22 protein-coding genes are annotated in these 15,831 nt (G+C 71.7%); 10 read left to right on the top strand and 12 right to left on the bottom strand.

Annotated features, from left to right (window positions below; genetic code table 11):
- Positions 1 to 52 precede the first annotated feature (52 nt).
- Together ACN28A_RS13275 and ACN28A_RS13270 are read right to left on the bottom strand one after the other, a co-directional pair.
- Positions 53 to 898, bottom strand: a complete 846-nt coding sequence (locus ACN28A_RS13275) for an HAD family hydrolase (RefSeq protein ID WP_421395401.1) — start codon at positions 896 to 898, stop codon at positions 53 to 55.
- Positions 898 to 1,719 carry an HAD family hydrolase gene (locus ACN28A_RS13270; RefSeq protein WP_421395400.1) on the bottom strand — a complete coding sequence of 274 codons (822 nt, stop codon included), beginning with the start codon at positions 1,717 to 1,719 and terminating at the stop codon, positions 898 to 900. The genes ACN28A_RS13275 and ACN28A_RS13270 overlap by 1 nt, the downstream gene beginning before the upstream one ends.
- A gap of 338 nt (positions 1,720 to 2,057) precedes the next feature.
- Here ACN28A_RS13270 and ACN28A_RS13265 point away from each other — a divergent pair, with 338 nt between their 5' ends.
- From ACN28A_RS13265 to ACN28A_RS13250, 4 genes are all read left to right on the top strand, one after another.
- Positions 2,058 to 2,741 carry a hypothetical protein gene (locus ACN28A_RS13265; RefSeq protein ID WP_421395398.1) on the top strand — a complete coding sequence of 228 codons (684 nt, stop codon included), beginning with the start codon at positions 2,058 to 2,060 and terminating at the stop codon, positions 2,739 to 2,741.
- Positions 2,738 to 3,187, top strand: coding sequence for a hypothetical protein (locus ACN28A_RS13260; protein WP_421395397.1), 450 nt, complete (start codon positions 2,738 to 2,740; stop codon positions 3,185 to 3,187). The genes ACN28A_RS13265 and ACN28A_RS13260 overlap by 4 nt, the downstream gene beginning before the upstream one ends.
- A gap of 112 nt (positions 3,188 to 3,299) precedes the next feature.
- The gene (locus ACN28A_RS13255) at positions 3,300 to 3,689 is read left to right on the top strand and encodes a DUF6907 domain-containing protein (protein ID WP_421395395.1); all 390 of its coding nucleotides are present in this window, start codon (positions 3,300 to 3,302) and stop codon (positions 3,687 to 3,689) included.
- Positions 3,686 to 4,048, top strand: coding sequence for a hypothetical protein (locus tag ACN28A_RS13250; RefSeq protein WP_421395394.1), 363 nt, complete (start codon positions 3,686 to 3,688; stop codon positions 4,046 to 4,048). The genes ACN28A_RS13255 and ACN28A_RS13250 overlap by 4 nt, the downstream gene beginning before the upstream one ends.
- 92 nt (positions 4,049 to 4,140) lie before the next feature.
- Here the strand turns inward: ACN28A_RS13250 and ACN28A_RS13245 are convergent, their stop codons facing one another.
- On the bottom strand, positions 4,141 to 4,335 hold the full coding sequence (locus ACN28A_RS13245) for a hypothetical protein (protein ID WP_421395392.1): 195 nt from the start codon (positions 4,333 to 4,335) through the stop codon (positions 4,141 to 4,143).
- Between the two features lie 222 nt (positions 4,336 to 4,557).
- Here ACN28A_RS13245 and ACN28A_RS13240 point away from each other — a divergent pair, with 222 nt between their 5' ends.
- Positions 4,558 to 4,761 carry a helix-turn-helix transcriptional regulator gene (locus ACN28A_RS13240; RefSeq protein WP_421395390.1) on the top strand — a complete coding sequence of 68 codons (204 nt, stop codon included), beginning with the start codon at positions 4,558 to 4,560 and terminating at the stop codon, positions 4,759 to 4,761.
- A gap of 286 nt (positions 4,762 to 5,047) precedes the next feature.
- On the opposite strand, the gene ACN28A_RS13235 is transcribed toward ACN28A_RS13240, so the two are convergent.
- The 7 genes from ACN28A_RS13235 to ACN28A_RS13205 all read right to left on the bottom strand — a co-directional run bounded on the left by ACN28A_RS13235 (position 5,048) and on the right by ACN28A_RS13205 (position 10,016).
- Positions 5,048 to 5,233 (bottom strand): hypothetical protein, encoded by a 186-nt coding sequence (locus tag ACN28A_RS13235; protein WP_421395388.1) that lies wholly within the window; start codon positions 5,231 to 5,233, stop codon positions 5,048 to 5,050.
- Entirely contained in the window at positions 5,230 to 6,219 is a 990-nt protein-coding gene (locus tag ACN28A_RS13230) for a hypothetical protein (protein ID WP_421395386.1), read from the bottom strand. Before ACN28A_RS13230 ends, ACN28A_RS13235 begins: the two co-directional genes overlap by 4 nt.
- Positions 6,220 to 6,615: 396 nt before the next feature.
- On the bottom strand, positions 6,616 to 6,930 hold the full coding sequence (locus ACN28A_RS13225; RefSeq protein WP_421395384.1) for a WhiB family transcriptional regulator: 315 nt from the start codon (positions 6,928 to 6,930) through the stop codon (positions 6,616 to 6,618).
- Between the two features lie 294 nt (positions 6,931 to 7,224).
- Positions 7,225 to 8,727, bottom strand: coding sequence for a DnaB-like helicase N-terminal domain-containing protein (locus ACN28A_RS13220; protein WP_421395382.1), 1,503 nt, complete (start codon positions 8,725 to 8,727; stop codon positions 7,225 to 7,227).
- Positions 8,724 to 8,906 carry a hypothetical protein gene (locus tag ACN28A_RS13215; RefSeq protein ID WP_421395380.1) on the bottom strand — a complete coding sequence of 61 codons (183 nt, stop codon included), beginning with the start codon at positions 8,904 to 8,906 and terminating at the stop codon, positions 8,724 to 8,726. Before ACN28A_RS13215 ends, ACN28A_RS13220 begins: the two co-directional genes overlap by 4 nt.
- Positions 8,903 to 9,646 carry a ParB N-terminal domain-containing protein gene (locus ACN28A_RS13210; protein WP_421395379.1) on the bottom strand — a complete coding sequence of 248 codons (744 nt, stop codon included), beginning with the start codon at positions 9,644 to 9,646 and terminating at the stop codon, positions 8,903 to 8,905. Before ACN28A_RS13210 ends, ACN28A_RS13215 begins: the two co-directional genes overlap by 4 nt.
- 172 nt (positions 9,647 to 9,818) lie before the next feature.
- Positions 9,819 to 10,016, bottom strand: a complete 198-nt coding sequence (locus tag ACN28A_RS13205; RefSeq protein ID WP_421395377.1) for a helix-turn-helix transcriptional regulator — start codon at positions 10,014 to 10,016, stop codon at positions 9,819 to 9,821.
- A 116-nt stretch (positions 10,017 to 10,132) separates the two neighbouring features.
- Between ACN28A_RS13205 and ACN28A_RS13200 the strand changes: the two genes are divergently transcribed.
- Both ACN28A_RS13200 and ACN28A_RS13195 read left to right on the top strand, forming a co-directional pair.
- Positions 10,133 to 10,681, top strand: coding sequence for a helix-turn-helix domain-containing protein (locus ACN28A_RS13200; RefSeq protein ID WP_421395376.1), 549 nt, complete (start codon positions 10,133 to 10,135; stop codon positions 10,679 to 10,681).
- Positions 10,668 to 11,765, top strand: a complete 1,098-nt coding sequence (locus ACN28A_RS13195) for a tyrosine-type recombinase/integrase (RefSeq protein ID WP_421395375.1) — start codon at positions 10,668 to 10,670, stop codon at positions 11,763 to 11,765. Before ACN28A_RS13200 ends, ACN28A_RS13195 begins: the two co-directional genes overlap by 14 nt.
- Before the next feature lie 100 nt (positions 11,766 to 11,865).
- Here the strand turns inward: ACN28A_RS13195 and serS are convergent, their stop codons facing one another.
- Together serS and ACN28A_RS13185 are read right to left on the bottom strand one after the other, a co-directional pair.
- Positions 11,866 to 13,122: a serine--tRNA ligase gene (serS, locus tag ACN28A_RS13190; protein ID WP_421395373.1), complete on the bottom strand. Its 1,257-nt coding sequence runs from the start codon at positions 13,120 to 13,122 to the stop codon at positions 11,866 to 11,868.
- 122 nt (positions 13,123 to 13,244) lie between these two features.
- Complete coding sequence (locus ACN28A_RS13185; protein WP_421395371.1) at positions 13,245 to 13,994, bottom strand: hypothetical protein; 750 nt, start codon at positions 13,992 to 13,994, stop codon at positions 13,245 to 13,247.
- A gap of 137 nt (positions 13,995 to 14,131) precedes the next feature.
- Here ACN28A_RS13185 and ACN28A_RS13180 point away from each other — a divergent pair, with 137 nt between their 5' ends.
- The 3 genes from ACN28A_RS13180 to ACN28A_RS13170 all read left to right on the top strand — a co-directional run bounded on the left by ACN28A_RS13180 (position 14,132) and on the right by ACN28A_RS13170 (position 15,824).
- Positions 14,132 to 14,563 carry an OsmC family protein gene (locus ACN28A_RS13180; RefSeq protein WP_203859424.1) on the top strand — a complete coding sequence of 144 codons (432 nt, stop codon included), beginning with the start codon at positions 14,132 to 14,134 and terminating at the stop codon, positions 14,561 to 14,563.
- 110 nt (positions 14,564 to 14,673) lie between these two features.
- On the top strand, positions 14,674 to 15,015 hold the full coding sequence (locus ACN28A_RS13175; RefSeq protein WP_421404354.1) for a metallopeptidase family protein: 342 nt from the start codon (positions 14,674 to 14,676) through the stop codon (positions 15,013 to 15,015).
- Between the two features lie 80 nt (positions 15,016 to 15,095).
- On the top strand, positions 15,096 to 15,824 hold the full coding sequence (locus ACN28A_RS13170) for an AIM24 family protein (RefSeq protein ID WP_421395370.1): 729 nt from the start codon (positions 15,096 to 15,098) through the stop codon (positions 15,822 to 15,824).
- Positions 15,825 to 15,831 lie beyond the last annotated feature (7 nt).

Genomic DNA, 15,831 nt, shown 5'->3' with positions numbered 1-15,831 from the left:
GGCCGGCTCAGCACGGAAGCCGCCGGCCCGGGGGCTGGCGGACCACGACGGTTCAGGCCGGCGGATCGACGAGACCCGACTCGCCGTCGCCGGGATCGAGCAGCGCCTCCAGGTACGCCGCCACCCCGTCCTCCTCGTTGCCCGCCGTCACGTCGTCGGCGATCTCCAGTACCGCCGGGTGCGCGTTGGCCACCGCCACCGCCCGGCCGACCCAGGTGAGCATCGGTACGTCGTTCGGCATGTCCCCGAAGGCGACCACCTCGGCGGCGTCGAACCCGTGCCGGGTGCAGTACCAGGCCAGCCCGGCCGCCTTGGTCACCCCGGCCGCCGAGATCTCGACCAGCCCGCTGTACGACGAGTGGGTAGCCTCGGCGAGCCCGGCCAGCGCCCCGGCGACCACCTTGACGAAGACGTCCGGGTCCTGGGCCCCGGCTCGGGCCAGCAGTTTCACCGCCGGTACGGAGTGCAGGGCGGCCGGGGTGTCGAGCATCCGGATGTCCGGGTAGCCCCGGTCCCAGCTCAGCGGATAGGCCGTCTCGTGCCGGAACTCGCGGCTGTCGGTCACCTCCACCGCGAAGGCCACGTCGGGCACCTCGGCGCGCAGCCGGCGCACCACCTCGGCGAGCAGCTCCGGGGCGAGCGGGTCGGCCCGGAGCACCTCGTCGGTGACCGGGTCGTAGACCACGGCGCCGTTGGCGCAGACCGTCGGCAACGGCTGGCCCAGCTGCTCGTAGACGTGCCCCAGCCAGCGGATCGGGCGGCCGGTGACCAGGACCACCCCGACTCCCTCGGCGGAGATCCGCGAAATCGCCTCGACGGTACGCGGACTGACCGTCTTGTCCGCCCGCAGCAGCGTGCCGTCGAGATCCGTGGCCACCAGCCGGGGTAGTCGTCCCATCAGCGCGAGAGTAGCCGGTCGAGGTAGACCGCCACCCCGTCGTCGTCGTTGCGCAGCGTCACCTCGTCGGCGGCCCGCCGCACGGTGGGGTGGGCGTTGGAGACCGCCACCCGGCCCCAGCCGGCCCAGTCGAACATCGGCAGGTCGTTCGGCATGTCGCCGAAGACGAGTACCTCGGCCGGGTCGACGCCGAGAGTCTGGGCCACCACCGCCAGTCCGGTCGCCTTGTCCACCCCGGGCGGGCAGATCTCGATGAAGCCCTGCCCGGCCTGGGTGATCGACGCCAGTTCGGCCGGCACGATCCGGCGGGCCGTCTCCAGCAGGGCGTCCACCTCGTGGTCCGGGGTCCGGGCGAACGCCTTGATCACGTCGCCGCTCAGGCAGTCGATCCGGGTCCGCGCCTCGAACCGCTCCGGGTAGGGCCACACCGCGTCGAAATCACCCCAGAGCGGGGCACCCGGGGCGTCCAGGGCCTCGACCATCACGGTGAGCGGACCCACCTCCGCCTCCAGGGCCCGGACCAGCTCGGCCAGGTCGGAGCCGGGCAGCCGCTCGTCGCGGAGGATCACCGGCCCGTCCGGGTCGGTCTGGTCGACCACCCGGCCGCCGCCGGCCATCACCAGGAAGTCGGCGGCCCGGATGTCGTTGCGGGTCAGTTCGGCAAGTCTCGGCCCGCGCCCGGTGGCGCCCACCACCGGGATGCCGGCGGCCCGCACCCGGTCCAGCACCTCGTGGGTGTACGCCGACACGCTCTCGTCGGTGCGGACAAGTGTGCCGTCGAGGTCGGTGGCGATCAGCTTCGGCAACCCGGGTCGGGGCATGGCTCCTCCTCCACCCCGCGACCCGCCGTGCTCGCAAGACTGCCGGATCCTGTCGCTACCGGGTCGGGCCGGCGGTGACGGGGCAGCAACCGTATCTCACCTCTTGCGGTCGCTCCATGACTTTTGTGTGAAGTTCCAGCGGTGATCCGCTGACCAGGAGAAACGCTCCGATACACCGGCTGACCAGCCGAGATCCTACCTACCCACTCGCACGGATACGCACCGTTTCTCAGTGCCATGTGCCCCGGATGTGCCCCCGTGCCCCGCCCAATCGGCGGGCCCGGACGCGGTGATCGCAACACCGGCCGGGCCCTTGATCAGGAAGCGAGTCCTGACCCATGCGCACCCTACCGAGCCTGCCCGGCTGCGGGCAGCCCGCGACCGTTCGTATCGAGATCTACAGCCCCGGCCCGACCGGGAACGCTCACGGCTCCCTGGACGGCGTGGCCTACGGCTGCGGCCAGCACGCCGGAGCCATCGTCCAGATGATCGCCGACGCCGGACTCACCCCGTGGCACGACCCGACGCCGCTCGACGCCGCCGACACGTCGGTCTGCGGCCGGCTGCGGGACTTCGGCGCCCCGGTGTACCCGGCCGGGCCCGCCGACCACAACGGCGAGCCGGCGGCGGAACTGGCTAGTACTAGCCAGTTGCCGGCCGAGGAACCTACCGACGTCGGTAAGTTGCCGACCGGCGACGGCTCCCCGGCGTCCGTCGCCGCGTTCGTCGCCCGGAACAAGGTCCCCGTGCCCGGCCCCGTCCAGCACCCGCGGTGGTGCACGCGGGGCGAGCGCGACGGCCGGGTGCACCAGTCCAACCGGCTCGCCACCACCCCGGACGGCCCCGACGGGCGGCGGTTCCACGTCTTTCTGCAGGAGCAGTACGACCTCGACGTGCCGGAGGTCGTGGTGCAGGTGGACGACCCGGCCGGACTGGTCGAGTACGTCCTGGTGCTCGACGTCGCCCGGTCGCTGACGCAGGGCCTCCGGATCGCCGTGAGCCTCGCGGGGATGGACCGGTGAGCGCCCGGACGGCGGCCGAGTCCGCCGGGTGGCTGGCTGAGTGGGTGCTGGACCGGCCGGTCAGTGCCGAGGCTGAGGCGCACGCCGAGTCGGTGGCCGAGTTCCTGCGGGGACTGGTCGGGCCGGCGGCGACCGGCCGGCGGTCGTGGTGCATGGGCGACTCGGTGAAGCCGTGCGACGGGACCGACTGCATGTCCCCCTACGTCGACATCCCGGCGACCGGCGGGGAGAGCGTGCACGCCGACGACGGCGGTATCCGGTTCCCGTTCGTGTCGGTGTACGCCGAGACGGACCAGGCCGGGCGGCCGGGCGTGCACGTCTACGTCGAGGGTCCGATCGACTGCGGCGACGTCCGCGACGCCTGGGCAACGCTGACGCCGGCCGAGGCCCGGCGGTACGCGGCCGAGCTGCTACGGCACGCCGACCTGGCGGAGTGTGAGCAGTGAAGCGGCTGATCTACCGGGGCCGGCACCGGCTTGGGACTGTGCCGGCGGCGCTGGCGTACCGTCCGGCTGCCCGGCCCGGCGGGGCGCACCGGCGGGCGCAGGGTGGTGCGCGGTGACCGCGCGGAGGGTCGACGTGACCCGGCCGCCGGGCCGGCCGACGTCCCGGACCCGGGTCTGCCGGCGACTGTTCAGCGGCCGACGGATTCGGAACGTGGGTGCCGAATCCGGGTGCCCGCCGTGGTGCGAGATTGACCATGCCGCGATCGCCGATGGCGAGACGGCGGCCGGCGGCCGGGATCACGAGGTGGAGGTGACCCGCCTGCACCGGAACGGCGAGCTGCTGGCGACGGTGCACGTGTCCGTCTACGAGGACACCGACGAAGGCACCATCACCCCGCCGTGCGTGCTGGTGGAGACCGAGGATGGGTTGGACGACCGGGCGGCGCTGGCGCTGGCGGCCGGCATCCTCAGCGCGGTGGACCTGATGCGGGGTGGACGGTGAAGCCCCCGGCGCGGGTCGCCGCGGCGCTGGCCCGGGTCCAGGCGGAGGCGCGGCCCCGGGTGACGGCGGCAGCGTGGTCGCCGACGCTCGACCCGGCGCTGATCGTGAACGCGACGGCGCGGGTACTCCAGCAGCGGCGGGTGAAGTGGTCGATGCCGGACGAAGAGTTGACCGCGCAGGTTGCCGGGGCGCTGTTGCTGACGCTCGGCGTTGAGCCGTTGCGGCCGCCGGCCGGGTACCAGGTGATCGAGCGGCCGGAGGATGGGGAGGAGTTGGACGCGAAGGCGCTCAAGCGGTCGCTGCGGTCGATCGAGCGGCCGGGCGGCGAGCCTGGGCAGCGACCGAAGCTCCTGCGGTAGATCGCGCATACTTCTGCGCGATTCGGCAAGAGCTTGCCGAATCTGAGCGGCCCGGACCAGCCTGGTCCGGGCCGCTTCTTGCTGGTCGGGCGTCAGCCCTGCATCAACTCCAGCAGCCGCGTGAAGGCGTCGGCGGCCGTCGAGCAGCGGCCGTCCTCGTCGAGCTGCTGACCGCACGCCCGGCACGTCCAGGTCTCCGGCTCGGGTCGGTGTTCGAGCAGCGTCGTTCGGAGTTCGGACCGTTCGGTCGGCAGGTCGATCTCTGGCGGGAGGTCGTCGGAGTACACGGTTCACCCTTCCGTGATGGGCCTGCCCCCGGGCCGGCACACCCGTTGCAAGCGGGTGCGGGGTGATCCGGCCCGGGGGTGGCCGGTGATCGCGTGTACCGCCCCCGAGCACCGCCCAACGGGCGGCACAGCGTTTGACCCAGCAGCATCACTTTCAACGTGCGCACCGTCAAGGTTGGAAGTGGCAACGTTCACCCCTTGCACGTTCGTACCTTCAAGGTCATGAGGCTGGTTGCCCTGTCCGACATCGCCGAGATGCTCGGCGGGGTGTCGCGGACCAGGACGACCGAGATCACGAACCGGAAGACGTTCCCGGCGCCGATCGACACCGTGGCGTCCGGCAAGGTGCGCGTCTGGAACCGCGCCGACGTCGAGCAGTGGATCCGCGACCATCGACCGTCGCAGCGAACGGACGAAGACGAGTAAGCGCCGTAGCGCACTCCGAGCGTTACCAGCGCTGTCCGTCGTGTCCGTTCGTGCACACTGATTGATCAACTCAGGTGTTCGGTGGAACCACCGCAGGTCAGACACCCCAGGAAACGACAGTGCGGGCGGTCGAAGTGTGCTCGCACTCCAACCACCCGCACTACTCGGCGCAGGCCGCCTCACCGGCCCCAGAACGAAGGGGAAGGGCCTCAGCGACCTTCGATCCCGACACGGCCGGAGCCCGGAAGAGAGGGAACCGTGCGGGTGACGTTGACGCCTGCGACGTTCACTCCCCGGCCGTACCCGCCGGGTCGCTCTGCTCCGGCTCGCCGCGCCGACGCCGACCCGCACGACGCGCCCGCCTGTCCGGCACCAACTGGTCGAGCACCTCGGGCGGCGGCACCATCGGCGACTCCGACCGGTCCGGCACCGGCCGACACGGATCCACCACCGGGCGGCCCTCGCCGCTCACCGCACCACCCCGAGTGCCGACGCACCCCACCGACGCACCCGCGCATCATGGTCCGGCGGCGACGTCGGCAACTGCCCCGCCGCCATGATCAGGCTCGGCCGCCAGCCGCAACCCGCGATCACCGCGTACCACACCGGGCGCGGCAAGCCGTCCTCCACGATCTTCAACACGTCCTTCGACACGTCCTTGCCCCACCGGACGAACGACCACCCGCACACCTCGCCGAGCATGTCCGCGACCGGCCACAGCCGGTCCAGCTCGACCATCGCCGCCGTCGACGTCGCCCAGGCCGCCAACCGCTCCGGATCGCCCTGCAAGTCGTCCATCGTCAACGGCGGCAGCTTCGGCCCGCCACCCGTCCACGGGTCCGCGGTCAACGTCCCCGACACGTTCCCGCTCACCGACTGGCCACGCCGCTGCCAGATCGGCGACAACAGGCGAACCATCTTCGGCACGTCCACGACCCGGCCGCCGGCCTCCACCGCCCGGTCGACTGCCGCGTTGATCCGGTCGACCAGCACCTGGTGCACCGCCACCGACTCACTCACCGCCGACCGGCGGGCCGCCGCCGTCAGCTCCGAGATCGCACGCTCCGCCAGCCGCAACGCCGGCCGCTCCCCGTCCAACCACGGCACGTACTCCACGTCACGCTGCGCCGCCTCAGCCGCCCCGACGTCCCCGCCCGCCAGCCGCTCGACCAGTACCGCACGCCCGTCGCGCGCCCGATGCACCTCGCTGGCGGCCCCGGCCTGAAGCTGCCGCGCCCGGTCCAGCTGTCGACGGGCCTCCGGCATGACGTCGCCGATCCCGAGCCCGTCCAGCTCGGTCAGCAACGCCACCAACAGCCCCGACTGCGGGTCGAGCCGACGGAGCCCGGCCACGGTCGGCGCATGCTGCGCCGGATCCGCCACCTGCTCCGCACCCTGCCGCAGCAACTCCGACACCGTGGTCCCGTTCCGGGCCGCCGCCTCCTCCAATGCCGCCATCTGCTGACCGTTCAGCCGCACCGACGGCCGAGCCGCTCCCCGCCCCATCGCCTACTCCCGTCCACGTCGGACAACTGTCTGACAGCCTAGTGCTCGGTGCCGAAGGATCGAAGATCTGATGCGCTTTCAGCCGAAGAATCTTCGGCAACCTGCCGGCATGACACGACTTCTTCCAGCAGCCGGAAGGCGCCGGGAGATCGCGGGACGCACCGAGCGGCGAAGAGCCGAGATCAACCGAGATACGTCACTATCAGTGACCTCGCGTCCAAGGGAGAGAGATTTTGGCCATAGCGGGCTGTTCGGGGGGTACCCCCACTCGGGAAAAACGCGCAGGTCAGAGTGATGCCGTGCCTGCCGCTGTCCATCTGGCGTCTACGTCCGGGCTCGGTCGTCGGTTCACGCCGCGTGGCTGGTAGCTGTGGGTGACGGCTGGTCGGCTCGGCTGGTTCGTCGGTGGGCGCGGCGGTCGCCTTGGGTGGTGCCGGCCCAGATGCCGTGTAGTTGGTCGGTGGGTTGCTGGTGGGCCCAGGCCAGGCAGGCGGGTTGGAGCGGGCAGCGGTTGCAGATGGCGCGGGCGCGTGGTGTCTTCCATCGTTCGCCTGGTTCGGGGAACCAGAGTGCGAGGTCGGTGCCTCGGCAGGCGGGCAGCTCGGTGGCGTGGTCGAGGAAGGTGGGCCAGTTGCCCCAGTGGGGTGGGCGGCCGGCGGTCATGGGCGGCGCCGTGCGGCTGCTTGGCGTGTGGTGTGGCGTTGTCGGAGTCCGTGTGCCCGGCGTTGGGCGAACTCGGTGTGTGCGTCGCGTCGGGCTTGCCGTCGGCGGGTGGTCTGCTCTACGGCGGCGCGTAGGCGTTCCGGCCAGCCGTCGAGTTCGTCCCCGGGGGTTGGGGTTGAAGGGTCGCCCGGAGTTCGTCCCTCGTCCTCGTCCCTATACGACGGGACGAGGGGACGAGGTGCTTCGGTTCGTCCGGGACGAGGTGGGACGAGGTTGGGACGAGGGGACGAGGTGTCATCCATTGGGAGCCTCCAGGGCCTCGATGACGTACGGCTTGATGTGGGTGTGCACCATCGCGGCGCCCTGCTTCTGCTGGAGTACGAAGCCCTCGTTCACGAGGAGTTCCAGCGCGGTCCGGACGACGGCCGCCTTCCCGCCGGCCATCTGCTCGATGGCGTTCTTCGACAGGCCACCGGGGTTGTCGGCGAGGATCCGCGACAACTTGGTCATCACGGCGGTCGGCCGGAGTCCGGTGTCCGGGTTGGCCACCGGGGCGGCGAGCGACACCTCTACGAAGTCGGCTTCGTGGGAGGTGACCACCAGGTCGCCGAACCAGAACAGCCCTTCCCGCCCGGGCAGTGCGTGCCGGCGCAGCTGGGCCGGCCGGTCCTTGGTGATGTAGACCCCGGACCGGCCGGTCAGTCCTACGCCGAACGGGCGCCGGTTCTCCAGCACGTACCCGGCGCCGTTCAGCCCGTTCAGCTTGTGCACCCCGCCGATGGCGTACCGGCCTCGGCCCTCCGCGCTCTTCGTCACGTGGTCGAGCGCCACGGTTGCCGGGCCCCGGTCGGCGATCCACCGGGGCAGCAGCTTGCCGAACGCGGCGACGTCGGTGTTGTCCTTCATCTCCAGCCCGTGCAGCGACATGGCCTCGGTGACCCCGTCCAGCACGGCCAGCGTCGGCCGGAGATCACCGAGCACTTCGGCCAGGTCCTCGCGGTTGCCGAGCACGTTCACGGCGTCGTCGGGCTTCAGGTACGCGAACCGGTCGCGTAGCAGCTCGGGCTTGACCTGCATGGCCAGCAGCCGGCCGACGATGCCGCCTTCGTCGTCCTCGAAGTCGAGATACACCACGGCGTTGCCGGCCTCGAGTTCGGCGCGTACCGCCAGCAGCGCCAGCCAGGTCTTGCCGGCCTCGGACTCGCTGGCGATGGTGTGCATCCGGCCCGGGTAGAAGAGCCCCACCCCGTCGTCCCTGCGGCCCACGGTCGCCCTGGGCGGCTCGTACGTGCCGGCCAGCACCGGGCCGATGTCGACTGCCCGCCACGACCGGCGGCGCTCGGGCTCGGCCTCGGACGCTGCCGGACCGGCCAGCCGGCCCAGGGCCTCCCGTGCCTCGGCGAGCCCGGCCGCCCGGACGTCAGGGTCGGGCGACTCGGCCAGCCGCGCCAGCCGCTCGCCGGCGGCCCGTAGCCGGCGCTGCGCGGCGTACTCGGCCACCATCCGGGCGTAGTGCACCCCGTCGGTATCGGTCGGTGCCGCCGCGTACAGGTCGGTCAGGTAGGTGTTGCTGGGCAGGGCCCTGATGCCGTCAACGTCGAGCTGTGCCGCCACGGTCGCCGGACTGACCGGGGCACCGACGGCCCGCAGGTCGGTCACGGCCCGCCAGATCTGCCGGTGGTACGGCCGGGAGAACTGCTCGACGTCGACCAGGCCCAGCAGTACATCGGCGTTGGCGGTGGCGCACAGCGCCGACCCGATGGCGGTGCGCTCGGCCAGCACGACAGGATCGGTCACGCGGCACGCTCCGATTGGCCACCGTGGTGCCAGTCCGCGACGCTGGCGGCCCACACGGCATCGTTGACGGGGTGGCGGGGCCAGCGGCGGCGGGCGGTCCACCGGACCCAGCGGCGGGCGTCGGCGTACGTCTCGACCCATCCGGCCGCCGGTGGCTGGTCGGTGGTCGGCGCCGTCACGACACCACCCGGCCCGTGCGGCTCAGGTAGAGCTGATGCAACTCGTCCTGCTCGCGCCGGCACTCGTCCCCGTACCAGCCTTCCGGCCACGCCATGACAGCGTGGACGCGGTCGGTGTACATCACCTTGCGGACCGGGCCGAGGAACTCCTCATCCCCGTGGTGCTCCAGCTCGAACTGGTGCCACGCTACGGAGAGCCAGCCGATGATGCTGGCCGGCGGCTCGCCGGAGAGCAGCTGCACGAGGATGGTCTTATCGAGGGACGCGAGTCCGGCCCCGATTTCCTCGGTGCGCTCGGCAGCCTGCCGACGCTCCGCCTCGGTCAGCGGCTCCGGCTCCGGGTGGGGAGATCCCCCACTCAGCGACCGGCGGACCGCCCCCACGGTCTTGTGATCCACGCCGACGATCCGGGCAATCCGGCGGTCAGACCGGCTGTCGTCACGGCGCAACTCGGCGGCGATCAACCGGCGCCGGTCCGCCTGCGTCAGGTGCCGGCGGGCCAGGTTCAGCGCCATCGCGTGCTGCCGCTTGCCCTCTTCGTCCAGCCCGGGGACGACGCGGGTCGGGCAGTCGATACCGAGTTCGGCGGCGATCGCGGCCCGGTGGTGCCCGTCGAGCACCTGGCCGGCTTCGTCCACGTCGACCGGTACCCGGATGCCGTGAGCCTCGATGTCGGCTCGCAGCGCGGCGTACTCCTCCGCCGACAGCGGCGGCAGCAGCTGGTACGGCTGGTTGGTCACGGCGTCTCCCAGCGGACCAGGGACCATCCGCGGCCCCGGTCGACTTCGACCCTGCGCCAGCGGACCCGGACCGGGCCGGCCGGTGGCAGTAGCATCGTGGTCGACGTCTCGCCGGTCGACTCCTGGCCCGTCGCCCCTGCCCGGGGGTGGCGGGCTTCTCCGTTCCGGTCCATCAGGCTGCCTGCCCGGCCTGCTCGGTCTGCTGGTCGAGCCACTTCTCGACGTCGGCCCACCGGTACCGCCGATGGCGGCCCACGAGTGCGTATCGGGGCCCGGTCTTGCAGTACGCCCACCGGTCGAGAGTCCGAACCGGCACACCGAGGTACTCGGCGAGCTCCTGGGAGGAGGCGAGGGGGCGGGTGTCACGCATGAGCGTGCGTCCTTCCAGTCAAGACGTCTGCCGAGATTTTCTCGACGGACGTCGCGATGATCGAGACGCTACACGCATGCTTGCGCGTCGACAAGTCGTCGGGTACTGTCGCGGTTATGTCGACAGACGAAGTGATCGGGGCCAACCTCGCGAGGGTCCGAGACCAACGCGGGCTGAGCCTGCGGAGGCTCGCGGAGCACCTGGCCGCGATCGGCCGGCCGATCAACGCCGATGGTCTGAACCGCGCCGAGAAAGGGCGGCGGCAGATCAGCGCGGCCGAGCTGGTGGCGCTGGCGGTCGTGCTCGACGTGTCGCCGCTGACGCTGCTGCTGCCGCACGACCCGACGCCGGACGGGGTGCCGCTGACCCCCGAGGTCGTCGCGGATTGGCAAGCGGCGTGGCGTTGGGCGGTCGGTGAGCAACCGCTGACCCGGCGCGGCGAGTCTGTCGACCTGGTCGACCCGAAGGTGAGCGCCTACATCCGCGAGAACCGCCCGCACGAGGCGAACTCGATCGTTGACGAGATCGGCCGCTTCCTGGTCGCGCGGTCGGGTGGGAACCCGAACCGGCTGCGGTACGTCGTGGAGGTCGAGCAGGACGGCAGGGGCGGCTTCGGTGGCCGGTACACGGTGACGACTGCTGGCGGCGACGATGGCGAGCGTTGAGCGGCGGAAGGACGGCCGCCCCGGGTACGTGACCCGCTGGCGCGACGAGGCCGGCAAGCAGCGGAAGAAGTCGTTCACCCGCAAGGTCGACGCCGACCGGTTCCGCTCCGAGGTAGAGCACCGGATGAACACCGGCACGTACATCGACCCGGCCGCCGGGAAGATGACGTTCCAGTCGTACGCCGAGAAGTGGCGCGCGATGCAGCCGCACCGGCCGAACACCGCCGCCCGGATCGGGTACGCGCTCGGCAAGCACGTCTACCCGGTGCTCGGCCAGCGGCCGGTCGCGCAGATCCGGACGTCGGAGATTCAGGCGTTGGTGACCGGCCTGGATCTGGCGCCCAGCTCGGTCCGGCCGGTGTACGCCACGGTGCGCGCGATCCTCGGTGCCGCCGTCCGCGACCGGCTGATCGGGCACGACCCGTGCCAGCGGATCAAGCTGCCGGAGCTACCGCACGAGGAGATCGTGCCGCTGACCGTCGACCAGGTCGACGCGCTCGCCGACGCGATCGATCCACGGTACCGGGCGCTGGTCGTCGTCGGTGCCGGCGCCGGCCTGCGCCAGGGTGAGCTGTTCGGCCTCCAGGTCGCGGACGTCGACTTTCTGCGGCGCACGGTGACGCTGGATCGCCAGGTGCAGCCGAAGGCCGGCGGCGGGACGCTGGTCGGGCCGCTGAAGAACCGGGCCAGCTACCGCACGATCCCGCTCGGCCAGGTGGTGGTCGACGCGCTCGCCGCGCACCTGAAGGACTACCCGGCGAAGGGCACGGCGTGGATCTTCCGCGACCCGGCCGGTAACGCGCTGAGCCGGAACACCTTCAACGACACCTGGGAGCCGGCCCGGACCGGCGCCGGCCTGCCGGACGTGACGATGCACGATCTACGCCACTTCTACGCCAGCGCGCTGATCCGGGCCGGCCTCAACCCCAAGGTCGTCGCGGCCCGCCTCGGCCACGCCGACGCCTCGATGACCCTGAAGGTGTACACCCACCTCTGGCCGGACGACGAAGACCGGTCGCGCCAGGCGATCGATGACGTGTTCCGGCGCGATGTGCCCCGCCTGCGCCCCGTAAAGGAGGCGTGATCTATGCCGCCGCAGGTCAGAAGCCCTGCCAGGGCTCCACCGAGCACTTTTGTGTGAAGTGCTTCTCACCAAACCGGATCACTCCGGTTCGCCGCCGTCCTCACGCCGGTTCGAGTACGTCCCGGCCGCCGAGGTACGGCTGGAGGGCCTTGGGGACCCGTACCGAGCCGTCCGGTTGCTGGTGGTTCTCCAGGATCGGCACCAGCCACCGGGTGGTGGCCAGGGTGCCGTTCAGGGTGGCGGCGGTCTGCGACCTGCCCTGCTCGTCCCGGTATCGCACGTTCAGCCGGCGGGCCTGGAAGGTGGTGCAGTTCGAGGTCGAGGTGACCTCGCGGTACCGGCCCTGCGACGGCACCCACGCCTCGCAGTCGTACTTGCGGGCCGCGCTGCTGCCCAGGTCGCCGGCTGCCACGTCGATCACCCGGTACGGCACCTCGACCTTGGCCAGCATCTCCTCCTCCCAGGCCAGCAGCCGCAGGTGCTCGGCGTGCGCCTCGTCCGGGCGGCAGTAGGAGAACATCTCGACCTTGTCGAACTGGTGCACCCGGATGATCCCCCGGGTGTCCCGGCCGTACGACCCGGCCTCCCGGCGGTAGCAGGACGACCAGCCGGCGTACCGGACCGGCTCGGCCAGGTCCAGGATCTCCCCCGAGTGGTACGCCGCCAGCGGCACCTCGCTGGTGCCGACCAGGAACAGGTCGTCGGCCTCCAGCCGGTAGATCTCGCTGGCGTGCGAACCGAGGAAACCGGTCCCCTCCATCGCCTCCGGCTTGACCAGCGACGGGGTGATGGTCGGGGTGAAGCCGTACTCCACGGCCTGGGCGACGGCGAGTTGCAGCAGGCCGAGCTGGAGCAGCGCGCCGACCCCGGTCAGGTAGTAGAAGCGGCTGCCCGAGGTCTTCGCCCCGCGCTCGACGTCGATCGCCCGCAGCGCCTCGCCCAGCTCCAGGTGGTCGCGCGGGTTCTCGATCTCGGGCCGGGTGCCGACCTCGCGGAGCACCACGAAGTCGTCCTCGCCGCCGGGCGGGGCGCCCTCCTCGACCACGTTCGGGATCGCGTACTGCGCCTGGCGCAGCACCGCCTCGGCCGCGCCGACGGCCGCCTCGGCCGCCTTCACCTCCGCGGAGAGTTCCTTGGTCCGGGCGAGCAGCCCGGCCTTCTCCGCCGGGTCGGCCTTCGGCATCCGCTTGCCGAGCTGCTTCTGCTCGGCCCGCAGCGCCTCGAAGCGCCCGACCGCCGCCCGCCGCTCCTCGTCGGCCCGGAGCAGGTCGTCGACCGCCGACTCGGACTCGCCACGGGCACGCTGGCTGGCACGGACGGTTTCCGGATCGTCGCGGAGCAGACGCAGGTCAATCACGGGAACCGAGCCTACCGCCGCACGGTGCGGCACGGGTATCGAGATACGCCCGTCCGGTACCGGCGCCCGGTGCCGACGTCGGGTGGCCGGCGATTGTCGCTGGTGACGGAACAGGGGGTTCCTCAGCGGGCGAACGGCTTGGTCGGGGTCACCGTCAGGTCGGGCGGCGGCGGGCGGCCGTCGTCATCGTCGGGCACCTCCGGGTCCCCGGCCGGCCGGGGACGCCGCCACGGCCAGTCGGACTCCTCGGGGGTGGCCGCCCCGGCCGGGGTACCGGGTTCGGCGGCCGACGCCGGCGGGGCGGCGGTACGCCGGACGAAGCGGCCGGCGAGCAGCAGGGCCAGCCCGAGTCCGCCGACGGCGACGTACGCCAGCACGAGCCCCTGGCCGTATTCGATGACCATCCCGTCGAGCTGGCCGTACACCTGCCAGCGGTCGGCCAGGGTGTCGAGGGAACCGGTGGCGGCGACGAGTACCCCGAGTACCGCACCTGCTCCGGCGAGTCCGGCGACCCGGGCGTCGTGGCGTACGCCGGGCGAGCCGAAGAGGACCAGGGCGAGGCAGCCGACCACCCCGAACACCCCGACCAGGTACGCCGTGCCGAACGCCGACATGTCCGCGACCCCGCTGCCCAGCGCGACCGCGTTCTCGGCGCCCTCGACCGTCATGCTTGTCACCGCCCAGTCGCCGATCAGCGAGGCGAAGGCGGCGGCGGCACCGGCGACACCGATCACCGGCACCAGCCGGCTGTCCCGGCCGAGCCGGCGCAGGGCGAGTCCGGCCCGTCCGCCGGTATCCGGGCGGTCGCCCCAGGAGACGACGCTGGCAGCGTCCGGTCCGTCCTGGCGGGGGATGGAGACGTCGTCGGGCATGGCTGTCCCTTCCGCGGCGGGCTCCTGGCTCGATGATGGCACAGCGGCCCCGGCGCGGACCTGTGCCGCGACGCCGCCGCCCGGCGTCCTGGCCCGGGTCGTCGCGTCGCCGCTCGGCATGAGCTAGCGTCGGCACCATGCCTATCCGCACCGCATCCGCCCGCTGGCAGGGCAATCTCACCGAAGGTTCCGGCACGATCCGCACCGGCAAGGGCGGGTTGCAGGGGAACTACTCGTTCAAGTCCCGCTTCGAGGAGGGCGAGGGCACCAACCCGGAGGAGCTGATCGGCGCCGCGCACGCCGGCTGTTTCTCGATGGCGTTCTCCAAGGCTCTCGCCGACGCCGGCTTCACGCCGACCTCGGTGGAGACCACCGCCCAGGTCCACCTCGACAAGACCGACGCGGGCATGACGGTGACCCGGATCGATCTCGACACCGTCGGCGACGTGCCGGGGATCGACGAGGCCGAGTTCAACAAGCTGGCCGAGGCCGCCAAGGCGGGGTGCCCGATCTCCCGGCTGCTCTCGCCCGGCGCCGAGATCTCGCTGAACGCCCGCCTCTCCGCCTGACCCCAGGTGCGGACCGTCGCCTGCGCACCGGCGGCGGTCTGCTCCCGGCAGGTGCGGCACGGCGTGTGCGGCACGGCGTGTGCGGCACAATTGGGCGCGTGCCGGTCGAGATGAGCCGTGAGCGTTTCGAGGAACTGGTCGCCGAGGCCCTCGACGAGGTGCCGGAGGAACTGCTCAACCTGATGAGCAACGTCGTCATCCTGGTCGAGGACGACTCGCCGGAGGACGGCCCCGAGCTGCTGGGTCTCTACGAGGGCCACGCGCTGACCAGTCGAGGCTGGGACTACGCCGGGGTGCTGCCCGACCGGATCCTCATCTACCGCCGGCCGATCCTGCGGATCTGTGACGACGAGGACGACGTCGTCGACGAGATCGCGATCACGGTGGTGCACGAGATCGCCCACCACTTCGGCATCGACGACGACCGGCTGCACGACCTCGGCTGGGGCTGAGCACCGCGGATGCGGGCCCCGCGACCTGCCCGGTTGCGCCGGACACCTACCCTCGGTCCTCCACCCACAGGAGGAACGTGATGCGCAGCGCGCTGTTCTCGGCGGAGAACCTGGAGAAGGAGTCAGACCAGCCCGGCATGCGGCTGCAGAACTCCAAGATGCTCAAGATCGAACTTAACGGCGAGGCGATGGCCCGGGTCGGCTCCATGGTCGCGTACCAGGGGCAGGTGCAGTTCCAGGCGCTGGGCTCGGGCGGACTCGGCAAGTTTCTCAAGCAGAAGCTGACCGGCGAGGGTGTCCCGCTGATGAGGATCAGCGGGCGGGGCGACGTCTTCCTCGCCGACTACGCGGCGGACGTGCACATCATCGACCTGGAGCCCGGCGACGCGCTGTCGATAAACGGTTCCAGCGTGCTCGCCTTCGACTCGACCCTCCAGTACGACATCAAGATGGTCGGCGGTGCCGGCATGATGTCGTCGTCCGGCCTGTTCAACTGCGTCTTCAGCGGCTACGGACGGATCGCGATCACCACCAAGGGCACCCCGGTGGTGCTGAACGTCGACGCGCCGACGTACGTCGACCCGCAGGCGGCGGTCGCCTGGTCGGCGAGCCTGCAGACCGGCTACCACCGGGCCGAGCAGCTCGGCCTCGGCACGCTGCTCGGCCGGCGTACCGGTGAGGCTTTCACGATGAGCTTCGCCGGCCAGGGCTTCGTGATCGTGCAGCCGTCCGAGGAGCCGCCGATCCAGGGCATGGGCCGCCAGGAGCAGAGCGGTGGCGGCGGCCTGCTCAACCAACTGCTCGACTGACAGCCGC

The sequence above is a fragment of the Plantactinospora sp. WMMB782 genome (assembly GCF_049179135.1).
GTDB lineage: Bacteria > Actinomycetota > Actinomycetes > Mycobacteriales > Micromonosporaceae > Plantactinospora.
The sequence above is the reverse complement of the archived record's forward strand: the minus strand, read 5'-3'. Positions and strand labels throughout refer to the sequence as shown.